This is a genomic window from Hyunsoonleella sp. J2K-J805, from assembly GCF_057167125.1.
This window is the reverse complement of record NZ_CM169901.1, coordinates 2782056-2798449: the sequence shown is the minus strand read 5'-3', so window position 1 is coordinate 2798449 and position 16394 is coordinate 2782056. Positions and strand designations below refer to the sequence as shown.

Annotated in this window: 15 protein-coding genes; 7 read left to right on the top strand and 8 right to left on the bottom strand. The window is 34.1% G+C overall.

Annotation, left to right across the window (positions count from 1 at the left end):
* Nucleotides 1–14: 14 nt before the first annotated feature.
* Both AC1B0Z_RS12435 and alr read left to right on the top strand, forming a co-directional pair.
* Nucleotides 15–662 (top strand): thymidine kinase, encoded by a 648-nt coding sequence (locus AC1B0Z_RS12435; protein WP_483792367.1) that lies wholly within the window; start codon nucleotides 15–17, stop codon nucleotides 660–662.
* Nucleotides 655–1767: an alanine racemase gene (alr, locus tag AC1B0Z_RS12430; protein ID WP_483792366.1), complete on the top strand. Its 1113-nt coding sequence runs from the start codon at nucleotides 655–657 to the stop codon at nucleotides 1765–1767. The genes AC1B0Z_RS12435 and alr overlap by 8 nt, the downstream gene beginning before the upstream one ends.
* Nucleotides 1768–1787: 20 nt before the next feature.
* Here alr and AC1B0Z_RS12425 read toward each other — a convergent pair whose 3' ends face one another.
* A complete protein-coding gene (locus AC1B0Z_RS12425) occupies nucleotides 1788–2660 on the bottom strand; it encodes an AraC family transcriptional regulator (RefSeq protein ID WP_483792365.1) in 873 nt (290 codons plus the stop codon).
* A 597-nt stretch (nucleotides 2661–3257) separates the two neighbouring features.
* Between AC1B0Z_RS12425 and AC1B0Z_RS12420 the strand changes: the two genes are divergently transcribed.
* On the top strand, nucleotides 3258–3872 hold the full coding sequence (locus tag AC1B0Z_RS12420; protein ID WP_483792364.1) for a hypothetical protein: 615 nt from the start codon (nucleotides 3258–3260) through the stop codon (nucleotides 3870–3872).
* Nucleotides 3873–3983: 111 nt separating this feature from the next.
* On the opposite strand, the gene AC1B0Z_RS12415 is transcribed toward AC1B0Z_RS12420, so the two are convergent.
* Complete coding sequence (locus tag AC1B0Z_RS12415; protein WP_483792363.1) at nucleotides 3984–5057, bottom strand: PA0069 family radical SAM protein; 1074 nt, start codon at nucleotides 5055–5057, stop codon at nucleotides 3984–3986.
* 258 nt (nucleotides 5058–5315) lie between these two features.
* On the opposite strand from AC1B0Z_RS12415, the gene AC1B0Z_RS12410 reads away from it, so the two are divergent.
* Together AC1B0Z_RS12410 and AC1B0Z_RS12405 are read left to right on the top strand one after the other, a co-directional pair.
* Nucleotides 5316–6077, top strand: a complete 762-nt coding sequence (locus tag AC1B0Z_RS12410) for an FkbM family methyltransferase (protein ID WP_483792362.1) — start codon at nucleotides 5316–5318, stop codon at nucleotides 6075–6077.
* A gap of 148 nt (nucleotides 6078–6225) precedes the next feature.
* Nucleotides 6226–6549, top strand: coding sequence for a YtxH domain-containing protein (locus AC1B0Z_RS12405; protein WP_483792361.1), 324 nt, complete (start codon nucleotides 6226–6228; stop codon nucleotides 6547–6549).
* A 13-nt stretch (nucleotides 6550–6562) separates the two neighbouring features.
* On the opposite strand, the gene AC1B0Z_RS12400 is transcribed toward AC1B0Z_RS12405, so the two are convergent.
* Together AC1B0Z_RS12400 and AC1B0Z_RS12395 are read right to left on the bottom strand one after the other, a co-directional pair.
* Complete coding sequence (locus AC1B0Z_RS12400) at nucleotides 6563–7345, bottom strand: enoyl-CoA hydratase/isomerase family protein (RefSeq protein ID WP_483792360.1); 783 nt, start codon at nucleotides 7343–7345, stop codon at nucleotides 6563–6565.
* Between the two features lie 14 nt (nucleotides 7346–7359).
* The gene (locus AC1B0Z_RS12395; protein WP_483792359.1) at nucleotides 7360–8823 is read right to left on the bottom strand and encodes a sensor histidine kinase; all 1464 of its coding nucleotides are present in this window, start codon (nucleotides 8821–8823) and stop codon (nucleotides 7360–7362) included.
* Between the two features lie 309 nt (nucleotides 8824–9132).
* Between AC1B0Z_RS12395 and AC1B0Z_RS12390 the strand changes: the two genes are divergently transcribed.
* Complete coding sequence (locus AC1B0Z_RS12390; protein WP_483792358.1) at nucleotides 9133–9969, top strand: hypothetical protein; 837 nt, start codon at nucleotides 9133–9135, stop codon at nucleotides 9967–9969.
* Between the two features lie 316 nt (nucleotides 9970–10285).
* Here the strand turns inward: AC1B0Z_RS12390 and AC1B0Z_RS12385 are convergent, their stop codons facing one another.
* The 3 genes from AC1B0Z_RS12385 to AC1B0Z_RS12375 are packed head-to-tail and all read right to left on the bottom strand — an operon-like array spanning nucleotide 10286 to nucleotide 12523.
* Nucleotides 10286–10831 carry a CopD family protein gene (locus tag AC1B0Z_RS12385; protein ID WP_483792357.1) on the bottom strand — a complete coding sequence of 182 codons (546 nt, stop codon included), beginning with the start codon at nucleotides 10829–10831 and terminating at the stop codon, nucleotides 10286–10288.
* 19 nt (nucleotides 10832–10850) lie between these two features.
* The gene (hemH, locus tag AC1B0Z_RS12380) at nucleotides 10851–11888 is read right to left on the bottom strand and encodes a ferrochelatase (protein WP_483792356.1); all 1038 of its coding nucleotides are present in this window, start codon (nucleotides 11886–11888) and stop codon (nucleotides 10851–10853) included.
* Between the two features lie 35 nt (nucleotides 11889–11923).
* Nucleotides 11924–12523, bottom strand: coding sequence for a hypothetical protein (locus AC1B0Z_RS12375; RefSeq protein WP_483792355.1), 600 nt, complete (start codon nucleotides 12521–12523; stop codon nucleotides 11924–11926).
* 145 nt (nucleotides 12524–12668) lie between these two features.
* Between AC1B0Z_RS12375 and AC1B0Z_RS12370 the strand changes: the two genes are divergently transcribed.
* The gene (locus AC1B0Z_RS12370) at nucleotides 12669–16178 is read left to right on the top strand and encodes a TraB/GumN family protein (protein ID WP_483792354.1); all 3510 of its coding nucleotides are present in this window, start codon (nucleotides 12669–12671) and stop codon (nucleotides 16176–16178) included.
* Here the strand turns inward: AC1B0Z_RS12370 and AC1B0Z_RS12365 are convergent.
* Entirely contained in the window at nucleotides 16175–16339 is a 165-nt protein-coding gene (locus AC1B0Z_RS12365) for a hypothetical protein (protein ID WP_483792353.1), read from the bottom strand. The two genes, AC1B0Z_RS12370 and AC1B0Z_RS12365, sit on opposite strands and share 4 nt — an antisense overlap.
* Nucleotides 16340–16394: the final 55 nt, after the last annotated feature.

Genomic DNA, 16394 nt, shown 5'->3' with positions numbered 1-16394 from the left:
GTTAAAATTACAAAATGTTTCTCGAAAATACCGTAAATCATAAAGAACAATTTGGCTGGATTGAAGTTATCTGTGGATCTATGTTCTCTGGAAAAACAGAAGAATTGATTAGACGGCTTAAGCGTGCGCAATTTGCTAAGCAAAAGGTTGAGATTTTTAAACCTGCAATTGATGTGCGTTATGATGAAGATATGGTAGTGTCTCATGACGAGAATCAAATTCGTTCCACACCTGTACCTGCAGCAGCAAATATTCCTATTTTGGCAGATGGTTGCGATGTAGTTGGTATTGATGAAGCACAGTTTTTTGACGATGAGATAGTGCGCGTATGTAATGATTTGGCCAATAAAGGGGTTCGTGTAATTGTAGCAGGATTGGATATGGATTTTAAAGGTAACCCTTTTGGCCCCATGCCTAACCTCATGGCAACCGCCGAATATGTTACCAAAGTACATGCTGTGTGCACAAGAACTGGTAATTTAGCACAATACAGTTATAGAAAATCTAAAAATGATGATATTGTAATGCTTGGGGAAGTAGATGAATACGAGCCGTTAAGTAGGGCTGCATACTATAAAGCTACAATGAGCGAAAAGATTAAAACAATGAAAGTGAAAGATGTTGAAGATTTGACCTCCAAACAAAAGAAACCGAATGCCTAAAGCCCAAGAAACCATTCTTGAAATAGATTTAAATGCACTTAGGCATAATTTTGAGTATTTAAAATCTAGATTAAAAAGCAACACAAAATTTTTAGCGGTGGTAAAGGCTTTTGCCTATGGTAATGATGCCGAAGAAATAGCCAGATATTTACAGGGTTTAGATATTGATTATTTTGCTGTGGCGTATGCCAATGAGGGCGCTGCTTTAAGGCAAGCTGGTGTTACCAAACCCATTTTAGTGTTGCATACCTTAGCTGTAAACTTTAACGTTGTTCTAGAAAATTGTCTTGAACCCAACTTATACAATGCAAAAATTTTAAACGAGTTTATTGCTTTTGCTAAAGCTGAAAATCAAAACGAATACCCCGTTCATATTAAGTTTAACACAGGCCTAAATAGACTTGGATTCTGGGAAAATGATGTGGATTATATAGTTTCAAAGTTAAAGGCTACTTCGGCGATTAAAGTAAAATCCTTGTTTTCTCATCTAGCGGCAAGTGAAGATTTAAACGAGAAAGACTTTACTTTAAGACAAATTGTTAGTTTTAAAGAAACAGCCGAAAACTTTTCCAACGCTATTGGTTACCAGCCATTATTGCACATGACCAATACCTCGGGTATTTTAAATTATCCGGAAGCACATTTTGATATGGTACGTTCTGGCATCGGCTTATATGGTTTTGGTAATTCTGCAAAAGAAAGTAGTAATTTAAAACCCATTGCGAGTTTAAAAACCGTGATTTCACAAATTCATCAAATTGAAAAAGGGGAATCCGTGGGCTATAATCGCGCTTATAAAAGTGATGCCTTGTTTACTAAAACTGCAACTTTACCATTGGGACACGCTGATGGTATTAGCAGAGTTTATGGTAATGGCAACGGTTTTGTTACCATACATGGAAAAAGAGCTCCTATTATTGGCAATGTTTGTATGGATATGATTATGGTAAATATTACAGGTATTGATTGTAAAGAAGGCGACGAAGTTATTGTTTTTGATACAAAAACAACCTCAGCCGAAACTCTGGCAGAAAGTGTAGGCACTATTTCCTACGAATTAATCACCTCTATTTCGCAGCGCGTAAAACGAGTAATTTTAAAATAATAATTAGGAGGTAAAACACGTTATTGAATAATATGTTTTATTTCTTTTCGATATTGTGACGCACTTTTACCAGTTATTTCATTAAACTGTTTATTAAAATGCGAAAAATTGTTGAATCCGCACTCATAACAAATATCAGCAATACTCATTTGGCTTTCGTTAAGTAACTTTGTTGCGTGTACAATACGGTACTCATTTACCATTTGGGTAAAGGTTTTACCCGTAGTTTTCTTAAAGTATCGGCAAAAGGCAGGTACTGTCATGCTTACCTTGTCGGCAATCTCCTCTAGTGTAATATGGTCTTGAAAATTGGTGTTAATGTATTTATATATCAGCTTAATCTTATCACTATCTTGAGGATTGGTTTCAAAAGCTATACCATCGGCATTCAAGAGCACGTAGTCTTCTGTTTTGGCTAAATAATCCAAAATTTCTAAGAAACTTATTATGCGCTTTAAACCGTCATACTCTGTAAGTACATCAATTTTAGGGCCTACTATTTTTTTGGTTTCAATGCCAAAACGAATTCCCTTTTCTGCACGGGCAAATAAAGCCGAAACGTTAGACATTTCAGGAACATTCACAAAATAATCACCAAAGCAGTTTGATTTAAATTGCACTGTAGTTTCAGAACCGTTGGCAGTTAACCTATCCGCAAAACCATTATGCGGTAAATTCGCTCCTATTAATATTAACTGGCTGTTATTAAAATAGGATAGATGATTCCCGATATGAGTTTTTCCTTGACCCTTATTTACATATACCAGCTCAAGCTCTGGGTGAAAATGCCAAAAGGCATTGTTCTTGTCCACACGTTCCAAATGTTGTTTTACCAAGATAGAACTACCAAAACTAGGTGTTACCTTTTCTAGTGTAGGTTTCTTTTTAATCATTGTGGCATTTTTAATGCAAATTTACCATTTATTATGCATACATTATATATTCTATTACCTTAAATATATACTAAATTAACTTAACATTCAATTAACATATACTTAACGGTTAAAATAGTATATAAATTAGTCAAGATTGTTGTTTTTCAAACCAGACTTCGAGTGTATCTTTGTAATGCAAACACGTTGGTATTTTCATCTTAATGATACACTGCTAACGGATACAGAAAGTTTAAATGTTTGTACTAATGAAAGTAGTACATTCAAAAATATACATTAATAATTAATTTTAATGTCTTATTTAGTTTAGTTGGTTAAAGTGGGCTGTGGTGGCCCACTTTTTTTTGGCTTAACCCAAAAATAACTTTTAATATTTCCTTTTTTCTTTAAAACCTTTACCAGGTTAATTTAAAATACATCTATAGCATATTCTCCTAGAAAATATATAAAATTAACCCCACATTATAGCATATTGATTTTTTAATAAAATAACACAAATTTAACAGATAATTTTGCATATAAATTGGTCAATTTCAATGTTTTACAACAATCTTCTTTGGTATAATTTTGTCCTGTAAACGTTAATAAATCCAAATCATGAAAAACGTAATGAACAACACAAAAAAAGTATTTTTAATGGTAGCACTATTTGCTACGGTTATGGGATACGCAAGCGACAATTCATTTTACATTAGCAAAGGTGATGCAAACAAAACTGTAGTTACCTTAAATGATGTAAAAGAGGGAAATCTTTTCACTATTAAAGACGAAAACGGGTTAATACTATATAAGGAAGCGATACAACAAAACGGACTCTACAAAAAAGGGTTTGATTTAACATCACTTCCAGATGGTAGCTACTTTTTTGAGCTTGATAAGGATATGGAAATCAAAACCATTCCTTTTACTGTAAAAGTAAGTGAAGTAGTATTTGACAAAGACAATGAAGAAACTATCTTTAAACCTTCAACTGTAGTTAAACAAGACCTTCTATTCGTATCAAAATTAGCTTTAGAGGGCGAGGAATTAAAGATAAGTATTTATCAAGAAAGTAATAATAGTTTTTATTCAACACCTTACGAATTGATACATACTGAAACAATTTCAAATACCAAGAATATTGAAAGAGTATTTAAATTGGTTGACTTCAGAAAAGGACAATATAAAATTGTTTACAAAACTGAAGGTAAAACATTTGTAGAATTCATCTAAGTAGAACACTAACTCAATTTAATTTCTGAGAAGCGAGCCAATTGGTTCGCTTCTTTTTCTTATAAAAATTATAATACAATTTAAACAATATAACGAATAGTAGTTTACAGTCTAGAAAAGTTTTAATTGTCCATTTTTATATTGTTCATGTAAATTGCAGTTTAACTTTGGCATGCCTTTATCTTTAAAATATTGATGTTTTGCTAATTTCACTAAATTATTAATTTGCTCAGCAATTTTACCTTCGCCCCGCATTCTTGTTCCATATCGAGAATTATTTAAAGTACCTCCATGACAATTTTCAATTTGGTGAAGTACTTTTTCAGCAGCATCTGGCATAGTTTTTTTAATCCAATCGGTAAATATTTCTCCAATAGCACCATTTAATCTCACAATGGTATGGCCTATGGAAACCGCCCCATAATCTGAAGCCGCTTTTGCTATTTGCAGAATTTCGTGGCTATTAACACTTGGAATAATAGGCGCTATCATTACATTTGCAGGAATGCCGCTTTCACTTAAAGCTTTAATTGTTTCTAGTCTTTTTTTGCTAATCGCTGTTCTTGGCTCCAAAATTCTTCTAGTCTCTTCCGATAATGATGTTATGGATATATTCACGCCAACCAAATTATAGTTTGCTAAATCTTTAAGCACATCTAAATCCTCTAAAATTCTTGAATTTTTGGTGATGATGCCCACAGGGTGCCTATATTTTAAAAACACCTCTAAACATTGTCTGGTAATTTTAAATTTTTGTTCCGCAGGTTGATAGCAATCAGTATTTCCTGATAACACTATTGGGCATGCTTTCCAGCTTTTCTTTTTAAGCTGTTGCTCCAATAATTTTGGTGCATCTTTTTTTACTAAAATACGTCTTTCAAAATCCAGTCCTGCACTATAGCCCCAAAATTCATGGGTATTTCTCGCGTAACAATACACACAACCGTGTTCGCAGCCCTGATAAGGGTTCATGGAATATAGCATACCAACATCAGGGCTAGTTACCTTATTCACTATGGTTTTAGGAAAAACCTCTAAATATCTGGTTTCGTTCTTGTCAGCATTTTCACCTTCTTTTTGGCAAAATTCAAGAAAATCATCACGCAATTCGTGGCGCAATTCAAAGAAACGATTTGGGACATTAAGCTGCGCACCACGTCCTTTTATGGCAGATTTTGCGCTCATTCTAATAAATTTTAGGTTGTTTGCCTATGAGTAGGTTCCTAAAATTAGGTATTATTTCTTTTGAAAAATGTTAAAGTGAAATTGGGTTATTAACAATCACTATTTTATCAGAAAATTGAGCTAAATTCGTTATGAGATATAAGCTGTTAATGCGTCTCCTAAGAGCGAAAAATCAAATACTAAGTAAAATTCATTCGCGATAGGGCTGTTCAGAATCATGCTACATATCAATTAGAGAATCAATCATTTTGAAAAATTATGATAAAAATATTAAAACGGATTTTTGCTTTGTTCGGAGTGGAATTATCAAGAATAAGACAAGATAATATAAAGAATATTGCGTTTGAAAATGCATTTTCGATGCAGCAGTATTTAACGGAAAGCCTTGACGAAAATCTCACAATTTTTGATATCGGTGCTTATGATGGAGGTACAGCATTACGCTATAAAAAGCTTTTCCCAACTAGCACAATTTACTCATTTGAGCCTTTTTTAGATTCGTTTTCCAAACTAGAAAAGAATACGTCTCATATCGAAGATATTATTGCAACGAATAAAGGTGTTGGTGACAAGGATGGGAATGCTAACTTTAACTCTAACAAATACCCACTAACGAATTCCCTGTTAGATTCACATGAATCAGGAAATGCCATTTGGGGAAAAGATTTATTAACTACAACTAAAACAATTGAAGTTGATATTACTACTGTGGATAGTTTTGTTGAAGCTAACGGTATCGCAAAAATTGATATCCTTAAAATGGATGTACAGGGTGCAGAATATATGGTGATGAAAGGAGCAAAAAAAACTATTGAAAAAGGTTTAATTAACTTGATATATACTGAGATAATTACGCTTCCCACCTACAAAGGACAGTTGCATTTAGATGAAATGATTAAACTAATGAGATCCCATGGGTTTAAACTTTATAATCTATATAACCTTTCTTTAACGGACAAAGGAGAATTAAGGCAGGTTGACGGCATATTTATAAAATCTGATTCAAAAAGTAGTATATAAAAACCTTTGAACTATTAAGCTTTTTCTTGATGGAATGCACTTAAACAATCAAAATTTATGGGTGTAAATACTTGGCACTGAATTTGTTTGTAACAAAATAGTGGTTTTTACCACTAATAAGTAAAATAAACATTTAAAAAGAAAAATTATGATTCATAAGGGCATATTGGTATTAGGAGGCATTGCATTAGGTGCAGCAATTGGTGTGTTATTAGCTCCAGACAAGGGTAGCAATACCAGAGAACACCTAAAAAAAGAAGGGAAGGATATCAAAGATCAAATAACTCAGGATTTCTCTGAGGTAAAAGAAGACTTGTCAAAAGCTGCTGCTTCCGGTAAAGAAAAACTAAAAGAGGAACTTAAGGATATGGCTTCTAAAACAAGTTACCAAACAGAAAAGGCCATTACATTTATTGAAAAACAGTTGGCAATACTAAAAGAAAAGAATAAGACGCTTCAGAAAACGAGCTAGAAGGTTTTAAAAATCAGCTCCCAGAAAAATCAGCTTTTCTTTTTTCTAAAAAGGCTGTAGTACCTTCTTCAAAATCGTCAGTTCCAAAACAGTTCCCAAAGGCAGTGATTTCAGTTTGGTAGCCGTCAACGCCCTCTTTAAAGTTGGCATTTACAGCTTTAATAGCGGCACTAATGGCTGTTGGGGAATTTCGCATAATTTTTGCGGCGATGGTATTGCACAACTCTAAAAGTTCTTTTTGTGGTACTACATGATTTACCAAACCATAATGCAATGCTTTATTGGCGTCTATCATACCTGCTGTCATTATCATTTCCATGGCACGACCTTTCCCAACCAATTGGGTTAAGCGTTGTGTACCACCATATCCGGGAATAACACCTAAAGATGTTTCTGGCAAACCCATTTTGGCATTGTCACTGGCTAACCTAAAGTGGCACGCCATGGCTAATTCCAATCCGCCACCAAGGGCAAAACCGTTTACTGCAGCTATTACGGGCGTACTTAAATTTTCAACGTAATCAAAAAGTATTTTTTGTCCGTTAGCGGCTAAATGGGTGCCTTCTTCTACACTAAAATCAGCAAACTCGCTAATATCAGCACCTGCAACAAAGGCCTTTTCGCCACTTCCTATGATGAAAATTACTTTCGTGCCAGTATCAGCATCAGCTGCTTTAAAGGCTTCATGCAGCTCTTGAATAGTCTCTTGGTTTAGGGCATTTAACTTTTTAGGTCGGTTAATTGTTATGGTTGTAATGCCTTTTTCTGAATGTACTAATAAGTTGGTATAGCTCATTTTTTAATGGTTTATCAAGATTCTTCTTTTGGAAACACTACCTTAAACACAGTACCGCTATCTGTTTCTGTAGTAAATGAAATTGTGCCTTTATAGGTTTCTACAATATTTTTTACCATCGCCAAACCAAGGCCCATGCCACTGGTTTTAGTCGTGAATTTAGGTTCAAATATTTTATACTTGTTTTCATCAGAAATTCCAGAACCATTGTCTGCCACAGTAATGATTACATTTTTTTCATCCTGCCCTACATTGACCATAACTTTAGGGGTTTTATTATTTGGAATGGATTGTATACCATTTTTAACAAGATTGGTTACTACCCTAATGAGTTGTGTTCTATCAAATTTGGCAATAATTTCTTCGGTATCAGAAGTAAAGACAATATAATTTTCATTAAAAATATCCAGTGCTAGTTTGGTAATATTAACCACATTAAGTGTTTCATTTTGTTGCGCTGGCATTTTTGCAAAGTTTGAAAAAGCAGAGGCAATAGAACTCATAGTATCAATTTGCTGGATCAGTGTCTTACTGTATTCTGCTAGTTTAGTGGTGATGTTTTCATCATTTGGATCAAACTTTCGTTGAAAATTCTGAACTGTTAACCGCATCGGTGTTAACGGATTTTTAATTTCGTGCGCTACCTGTTTTGCCATTTCCCTCCAAGCTTGCTCGCGTTCGCTCCGTGCTAGTTGTACCGCACTTTCCTCTAGTTCGTCTATCATGTTGTTATAAGAATCTACTAAAGTTGAAATTTCTTGGCTAGCATCTTCAATTACTATTTTTTCATTGCGCTTTTCCAGTCTCGTAGTAATAATTTTATCACTAATAGTTTTAAGTGATTTTGTAATGTACTTTGACAATAAAAAAGCGATGGCAATAGCGATAATAAGCACAAATAAATACGCTAAACCTAGCCTTCCCAAAAACTCATTTAACTCTTTTGACAAAAAATCGTCCCGTTCTAAGTAGGGTAAATTGAGAATTGCTAAAGGTTTAAATTTTTTATCGTAAATAAATATATAGGATGATTGATAGGTTAGTCCATTTTCGGTGATTTTATCAACATAACGATGATCGGCAGTATTTGAAATAGCATCTAAAATTTCCTTTGCTACAGACTTATTTTCTTCATCGGGTTTTAAATCGGCCTTTGATGTGATAAGCAAATTGCCTTGTAAGTCGTATAGATTTATTTGCAGTTTATGTATTTCTGCTATCGGCCCTATTTTATCTTTAAAGATTAACGGGATGTTTCTAGTTTTTACCTCCCAGGTATTCTCCCTGCCATTTAGAACACCTTTTAAATGTGCTTTAATATTTTCCTCTTTACGTTCAAGGCGTTGGGTGTGATAATCGGTAGTTTCTTCGTTATATTGATAAATAGCTACCGCTGCAATGAGTACAGACGCTATTAGTACCAATACTATCATCACTATAAAAATACGGGTACGTAAAGAGAGTTTTTTTAGTTTCATCGAGCTTTTAAACGTAGGACAAGTTAATAAATATTGATATAAACATTCATATATTATCTCGCTAAAAGCGGGATGTGTTTAACTTTCAATTTTAAGTGCCTTTGTTAAGCTTCTTAAAATTGAATTACATGAAAATTTAACAATAATCGCACCAAAACATATTATGACTATTTCAAAAATAATTCTGGTAATCATTTTTGCTCTTGAGAGCATGGATGCTTAATTTTATCAGAAAAAATGATACCTTCGTTAACCTTTGGATATAAGTGATAATGATGACGCATACACGAAACATTGCCGCACATTAGAATGAGCAGACCCGATTACATTATAATTTTAGTTCTGATTTTAGGATTTAGTTCTTGCAATAACAAGAAAAAAGCCGTACCCAAAGCTGACCAAACGAATGTGAGTATCTCGTCTGATTTAGAGTTTGATCATGTAAATATTTGGACCACAAATCCGAAAAAAGCAAAAGAAAAATTAATTAACATTGGATTTACCTCTGTTGCTGATTCACTTTCTCCAATTCACAAAGGACAAGGAACGGCGGGAAGATATTTTCATTTTTTAAACGGTTACCTTGAACTAATATTTGTTCACGACAAAAAGGAACTAGAAGAGAATAATAATAAGAACGAAGACTTAGATTTTACCGTAAGAGCAAACTTTGAACAAAATAATGCATCACCTTTTAGTCTCGTCTTGAAATTAAGAGACTATAATGTGGAAAAAATACCCTTTGAAAACGTCAAATATCATCAAGAGTGGATGAAGAATAACGCTAATATTTATTCTGCCAAAAACTCAAAGAATAACATCAACGAACCTTCGATTTTCGTGGTTTATCCAGAAATTGAATCAGCAAGATTTAATTCGCTTTCGGATGTAGAAAATGCTCCAAGTGAGGATGATTTTTGGAAAGATTTTTTCAAGCATCCAAATGGAGTAGAAAAAATTACCCAAATAACTATAACATCAATTGATTTAGATATAAAAACCAATACAATTAGAACAATTAATGGAATGGAAAATATCACCGTGAAAAAAGGAAAAGAACATTTGATGGAACTATATTTTGATAATAATATTCAGGAGAAATCATTTGATTTACGACCTGAATTACCCTTGATTGTGTATTTGTAATGAATAAACCTTTGTGATATTAACGAGTTTAATTAAGCCTGTATAATCTTTAAAATTGAATACTTTCGTGTGCCTTAAATTCGGGAATATCTGCATAGTCCATATACTCAAACTATAAACTAACCCTAAAAACTACTTAACTTTCAGAAAAGAAAAGACTTTAGCAAACGCACCCATGTTAGGGATTGAATACTTCGACTAAGCTCAGTATAGGCTCCATGTTTGAAATCCCCGACGAAGGAGGGATTGAGTAGTGAAAACTTGCCTGCCGGCAGGTAAGCCCTACCCGACCTAAGGAGGGTAACGTACAAATAATTTAAGCTTCTGGGTTTTTTTCGCGTATGTTTTTATAAAGTTTGAATCCTAGCATAATGAGGATGCCCAAAATAAAGATACCGATAACACCCCATATCCAATTGATGGCGCTTTTTAAGATGACCAAAAAGATAACGGCGAAGAGGATAAATGTAGCACCCTCGTTCCAGATACGCATGTAGCTTGATGATTTTTTTACCACATCATTCTGTAATTGTTTGTAGTACTGATGGGTTTTTAAGTGATAAATAAATAATAGGATAATGAAGCCAAGTTTTACCTGCATCCATGGCATGTAAAAGAGTGTTGGGTTGATGTAAAAGAGGCTTAAACCAAAAATCAGGGCTAAAATTGCCGAGGGCCATGTGATGATGAACCACAAGCGTTTTGCCATAAGCTTTAGCTGCTTACCTAAAATTTCCTTTTCTGGCGAAGGTTTATGAAAGGCTTCAATTTGATATACAAACAATCGTGGAATATAGAATAGCCCTGCAAACCAAGTGATGACGAAAATGAGGTGAAATGCTTTTAGGTAAAAATACGTCATGGTTCCACTTATGTGTAATTTAAACGGCTTGCGGTTTTTCTGCTGCTGTCCATTCCTTTGCGATGTTTGCAATTACTTGGGCAAAATCCTCACGGTCGTTTAGGCAAGGTATCACTGTAAATTCTTTACCACCAACTTCGTGAAATATTTCTTCGCCTTCCATGGCAATCTCTTCCAAGGTTTCCAAACAATCACTAACAAAGGCTGGTGTTACAATAGCCATTTTTTTTATACCAGCTTTTCCCATACGCTCAATGGTGCGGTCTGTATAAGGTTGCAACCATGGATCAAACCCCAACCTTGATTGAAATGTTGTAGAGTATGTACCTTTTTTTAAGCCTAACGTTTTTACTACATTAATAGTGGTGATTTCACACTGATGACGGTAACAGAACTCGTGTTGTTTGCTTCCCATTTTAAAGCAACATCTACCATCCATTTTACAATTACCGTTGGTAATATCGCTTTTGCGAATATGACGTTCTGGCACACCGTGGTAACTAAACAGGATGTGCTCATAATCCAAACCATCTAATTTTTCGGCTATACTTTTTGAAAGCACGTTTATGTAATCTTCGCGTCCGTAAAACGCTGGTGTTCTCGTAATAGTTACCTGTGGAAAGTGTTTAGCAACCAATTCGTCCACCTTCACATCAATAGTCTCGGTAGTTGCCATGGCAAATTGTGGATACAGCGGAATTGTTTTTATTTCCGTACATCCTTTATCCACTAATTCTTGAAGTCCGTTTTTAAGTGTCATACTTCCATAGCGCATCGCTAGAGCTACAGGATATTCAACTTTTTCCTGTACTTTTTCTTGAAGCCTTTCTGATAGCACAATCAAAGGCGAGCCTTCCTCCCACCAAATTTTTTGGTATGCTTTGGCAGATGCTTTTGGGCGTGTGTTTAAGATAATCCCCTTAACAAGCAAGGTTCTTGCCCAAAGCGGTACGTCTATCACACGCTCATCCATCAAAAATTCACCTAAATATTTTTTTACGTCCTTAGGCTCTGGACTGTCAGGGGAACCCAAATTCACTAAAAGAATGCCTTTCATGTTTCTTTTTGCTTTACAATTTTATAGAGTGTTCACTATTCTTTTTCCAAAAGTGCGGTTCTAACCGCTTCGGGTATCATGGAATTAATCATAGCAGCCATATTTTTTTCATTTCCTAAAAACTTCCATCCGTCATATTGAGGGTCGTTTATAGCAAACATACTAGCATCGTTATTTATTACCACAGATGTAGTGGCCACATCAACAGTCACATTTTCAGCCCCAAATTGGGTTGCCATGTTAGTTTTCATCATATCTAAATATGCCCTTCTTTCCTCTTCAGACTTATCCTTTTCGGTTAAAAACGTCATGCGCATCTTGCTGTTGTAATACACCATTGCATATTTTACTCCATCCACTTCCTTTTCATCACTTACACTTTTCACTTCATTAGAAATAAATTCAATCTTCATTTGTGGTGAATTGAACATTTGCTCCATGCCAGTTTTCATCTGCTCCTTCGGCACCATCTCGAACACCTTTGGATACATGTAGTCCAAAAACCCATCAATATTCATGTTGGTCATAAGGTCATAATAGGTTTGTGCTTCTTTTTCTATCTCTACCTTGTGGGATTGCGAAAAAATTGAAGTTGAAAATAAAAATGCGAGTACTACTGTTGTTAAAAATCTCATAACGTATATATTTAAAGCAAAAATACGACACATATTTTACAATAGCTCCATAAATTACCCATTCGCTCATTGATAAAATCTATTAACTCATTTGCGTTACTTAAACGTCTTTTTATTTCTATATTTAACAATTCAATAGTTCAATATGAAAAAAATACTGCGCCCTTTATTGGTTTTGTTCGTTTGTAGCTTCTCGTTCTCCCAAGAGAAAAGTCTGCTTTGGGAAATCTCGGGAAACGGATTACAAAAGTCATCATACATTTATGGCACCATGCACGTGAGCAGTAAAGTTGCTTTTAGATTAGATGACGTTTTTTATGAAGCCTTAAACAAAAGTGAGTGCATCGCTTTAGAATCTGACCCAACGCAGTGGCTAAAATACATGCATGAGGACTTTGGTTTTAACTATGATTTTGACAGTTTTTTATATGGTAATGATTTTTATGCAAACCTATTTAGGTTATCACCTTTGGATCCTATGCAAATGCGCAGCGTTATACGGTTTGACAATTATTTGATAAACAGCTATCTGTATAGAAAAAACTCTTATGTTGATGATTTTGAGGAGGAAACCTACCTAGACATGTTTATTTTTCAAGCTGGCAAGAAGAATAATAAACCCGTGATTGGGCTTGAAGACTTTAGAGAATCACGCTTCTTAACCACAAAAGCCAGTTTTAACATGAACAAGCGTAAGCCAGATGATTGGTTTATAAAACTTATGGAAAAGAAAAACATGTTCATGTTTCAAGAAGATGTTTACCGTGAACGCAATATTGAATTGCTAGACTCAATAGGCGCTGCAACAAACACGAAATATTACAGAGAGCACATGTTATTTAAGCGCAACGAAAACATGGTAAATGTTCTAGATACCCTAATGCACAAAAAGGTAGTGTTTTCGGGTGTTGGTGCCGCCCATTTAGGCGGAAAAAAAGGCATGCTTAATATGTTGAGAAACAAAGGGTATACTGTAAAACCTTTAGTTTCCAAACAAACCAAATTTGCTCAAGCGGCAAAGGACAAGTTAGAGCAAAAATTTACTGTTCCCAACATGTCATTGCAATCTACTTCTGATGGCTTTATTAGTATTAAGAGTTTTGATGAGCTTAGAGAATTTAGTGCAGAAGGCATCAAATATTACGTGGCTCCTGATATGACAAATGGCGCTTACTTAACCATCAACCGATTAAACACCTTTAAATATTTGCCAAATAAAAATAACACTGTTGATCTCGCTTTTATTAAAAACCTGCTATATGAAGATGTACCGGGAACCATAATTAAGAAAGAAGAGTTTGATGCTCCCTATCCTGGTATTAGTATTTTGAATAAAACGAAAAAGGGGGACTATCAAAAATATCACATCTACAAAACGCCTTTAGAGATTATAGTTATAAAATTTGGAGGCAAAAAGGACTTTGTACTATTGCATGAAGCTGAAATTTTCAACTCCATTAGTTTCAAACCAGTAGGTTTTGCTAAAACAACCTTTAAAGATCCTTATGGAAAATATACATTTGAATGTCCTGATAACTTTATTACGGCAAACTTAGAACACACAGGCAAAAAACTAGTGCAAGCTCTAGGTAAAAATGGTACGTTTTATCTCTTTCAAGAATCGCCTCAGCACGATACGGAATATATTGAAGAAGATGCTTTTGAAGCCAAATACATTCACACTAGTTTTTATAAAAATCTTGATGTTAAAAATGTAAAAGCAGAGGCGACAAACGACATTTACAAAAGTTATTTGTCGTCTGTAGTTTTAGATTCTACCTCAACAAGTAAACTTTGGTTAAAATCTATCGTAAAAGATGGTAGCTACTATTTAATGGGATATTATGGAAGTAAAAAAAATGAAGCAACATCTTATTTTAAGTCTTTAAAATTTTATAGTGCCAACTATAGCGGCTTTAAAAAAGTTACGGATACATCCCTCTTTTTTACGGTAAATTCACCTGTGAAAGCACCATTGCCATTTAATCAGTTTTATGATAATTTTAATCAAAAAAAGCCTTATGACGAAACTATAAAAAACACAGTATACACTACAAAAGCTAATGAGCAAATTGGAATAAGCAGGATAAAATTTCACGACCTAAAAATGTATAAAAGCGCTGATAGTTTATGGGACCAAATGTATAGGAAACCTAATTTTCCTGACCTTCCAAAATTGCCTGAAATGCCTGAGCTTAAAAAATTAAAAGTCGAGGATGAAAAGCGTTACAGTGAAAACGGGTTCAATTATTATACACACAAATTTAGAGACACTCTAAGCACAAAGAAAGTTTTAGTAAAATATATTCAGAAAAAAGGGGTGTTATATCGCCTTGAAGCACTTACGGACTCTATTAATAAACCCTCAAGATTTTTAACAGAATTCTTCGATTCGTTTACACCAATGGATACGCTTTTAGGAAAAGATATTTTTGAAGACAAAACAGATATTTTCTTTAAAGCACTCAAAGAGAATGACAGTATTGCCTTAACTGGATATAGTGAAGTGGTGTTTTCAAAAAAACACACTTCAAAGCTTATTGATATCATTGATAATTTTAAGTTTCCTGAAAATAAAACTAAAATTAAAAACTATTTAATTCGCCAACTTATTATAAACGATAAGGCCGAGGTTGTTACTGATTTTGCAAGACAATTGTATCTAAAATCGTATACACAGCCTTCGATTCAAAATATTATTTTGAATGCCTTTTTTCAACGCAGGGACAAAATTTCTTATGAATTTGTTTTGGAGCTTATGAATACTGATTTACCTCTTGGCTCTAAAACCCCAAGTTTTTCGAGATACAGTCAAAAAGCCGACTCGTTAAAAACAGCTAAAGTTTTGTTTCCAGACCTGCTAAACTTTTCAGTAGTTGAAGAGTACAAAATGCCCGTATATGGGTTGCTATCCCAATTATTGGATAGCAACACGGTAAAACCAAAAGTTTACAAAAGCTTTAAAAAGCAAATTATTAATGATGCCAAAATTCAAATAAAACGTAGCTTGGGGAGCAGACAGCATTATTCGTATGGCACTAGAAACGCATTTTCATTAAACCATTACGTAAAATTATTGTTTCCTTACCGAGAAGATAAAAACGTGAAATTGTTTTATTCAAGACTTTTAGAAAGTAAAGATTGGGAGGCCTTGACCACCTATTACACACTGCTAAAATCTAAAAATGAATTCATTTCAGACCAATTAAAGGCTAAAACACTTTTTAATGAAGCCGCACAATATATACTGATACCAAAACTGAAAAATCATAAAATTTTGGATGCCGCAGAAACTAGTGTCGTAAACTTAAGAGGCTATGCTAAGTCTAAATTATTTGCTAACAGCTTTTATAAACCATCTGAAAACACCATTGTTTTACTGGAAGAAAAACGTATTCAAACTGATAACAATACACCTATTCGGTTATTCTTATACAAAAGGACAGATCAGCGAAAAACTCAAGAGAATGAGTTTTTGCATGTTATTGCTTTTGAAGACACAAAAGACAAAATGTATAAACTAAAACCTTATTATACGGGACTTAAACGCGGTGTGTCTATTTCAGGTTATAAAACCGAAAAAGACATAATTGATAACATTATACTTCAAATTAAGCATAAAACCCGAAAGCGCATAAAGGTAAACATGTATTAAAACTTGTTTAGCGATTTATGTTGCTGTTGATAAAATTTAGGACGCTCTTCACCTGGATTACAGTCTTGAAAGATTCCACAAGAGGTGCTAGGTTTTGCTAATGATTTTCCTTGAACGTAGTGTTTTGACAAGGCTTCAATCTCTGGAGTTAGAAATTTCATGATAAATGAGTTTTGGGGTTATTCATCTATCAAATTTAACAAATTTTGATTACAA

Coding starts and splice junctions, on each gene's coding strand:
- AC1B0Z_RS12405 (WP_483792361.1), top strand. CDS start 6,226: ATGATTCATAAGGGCATATTGGTATTAGGAGGCATTGCATTAGGTGCA.
- AC1B0Z_RS12420 (WP_483792364.1), top strand. CDS start 3,258: ATGAAAAACGTAATGAACAACACAAAAAAAGTATTTTTAATGGTAGCA.
- AC1B0Z_RS12385 (WP_483792357.1), bottom strand. CDS start 10,831: ATGACGTATTTTTACCTAAAAGCATTTCACCTCATTTTCGTCATCACT.
- alr (WP_483792366.1), top strand. CDS start 655: ATGCCTAAAGCCCAAGAAACCATTCTTGAAATAGATTTAAATGCACTT.
- AC1B0Z_RS12425 (WP_483792365.1), bottom strand. CDS start 2,660: ATGATTAAAAAGAAACCTACACTAGAAAAGGTAACACCTAGTTTTGGT.
- AC1B0Z_RS12375 (WP_483792355.1), bottom strand. CDS start 12,523: ATGAGATTTTTAACAACAGTAGTACTCGCATTTTTATTTTCAACTTCA.
- AC1B0Z_RS12415 (WP_483792363.1), bottom strand. CDS start 5,057: ATGAGCGCAAAATCTGCCATAAAAGGACGTGGTGCGCAGCTTAATGTC.
- AC1B0Z_RS12400 (WP_483792360.1), bottom strand. CDS start 7,345: ATGAGCTATACCAACTTATTAGTACATTCAGAAAAAGGCATTACAACC.
- AC1B0Z_RS12370 (WP_483792354.1), top strand. CDS start 12,669: ATGAAAAAAATACTGCGCCCTTTATTGGTTTTGTTCGTTTGTAGCTTC.
- hemH (WP_483792356.1), bottom strand. CDS start 11,888: ATGAAAGGCATTCTTTTAGTGAATTTGGGTTCCCCTGACAGTCCAGAG.
- AC1B0Z_RS12395 (WP_483792359.1), bottom strand. CDS start 8,823: ATGAAACTAAAAAAACTCTCTTTACGTACCCGTATTTTTATAGTGATG.
- AC1B0Z_RS12365 (WP_483792353.1), bottom strand. CDS start 16,339: ATGAAATTTCTAACTCCAGAGATTGAAGCCTTGTCAAAACACTACGTT.
- AC1B0Z_RS12435 (WP_483792367.1), top strand. CDS start 15: ATGTTTCTCGAAAATACCGTAAATCATAAAGAACAATTTGGCTGGATT.
- AC1B0Z_RS12390 (WP_483792358.1), top strand. CDS start 9,133: ATGAGCAGACCCGATTACATTATAATTTTAGTTCTGATTTTAGGATTT.
- AC1B0Z_RS12410 (WP_483792362.1), top strand. CDS start 5,316: ATGATAAAAATATTAAAACGGATTTTTGCTTTGTTCGGAGTGGAATTA.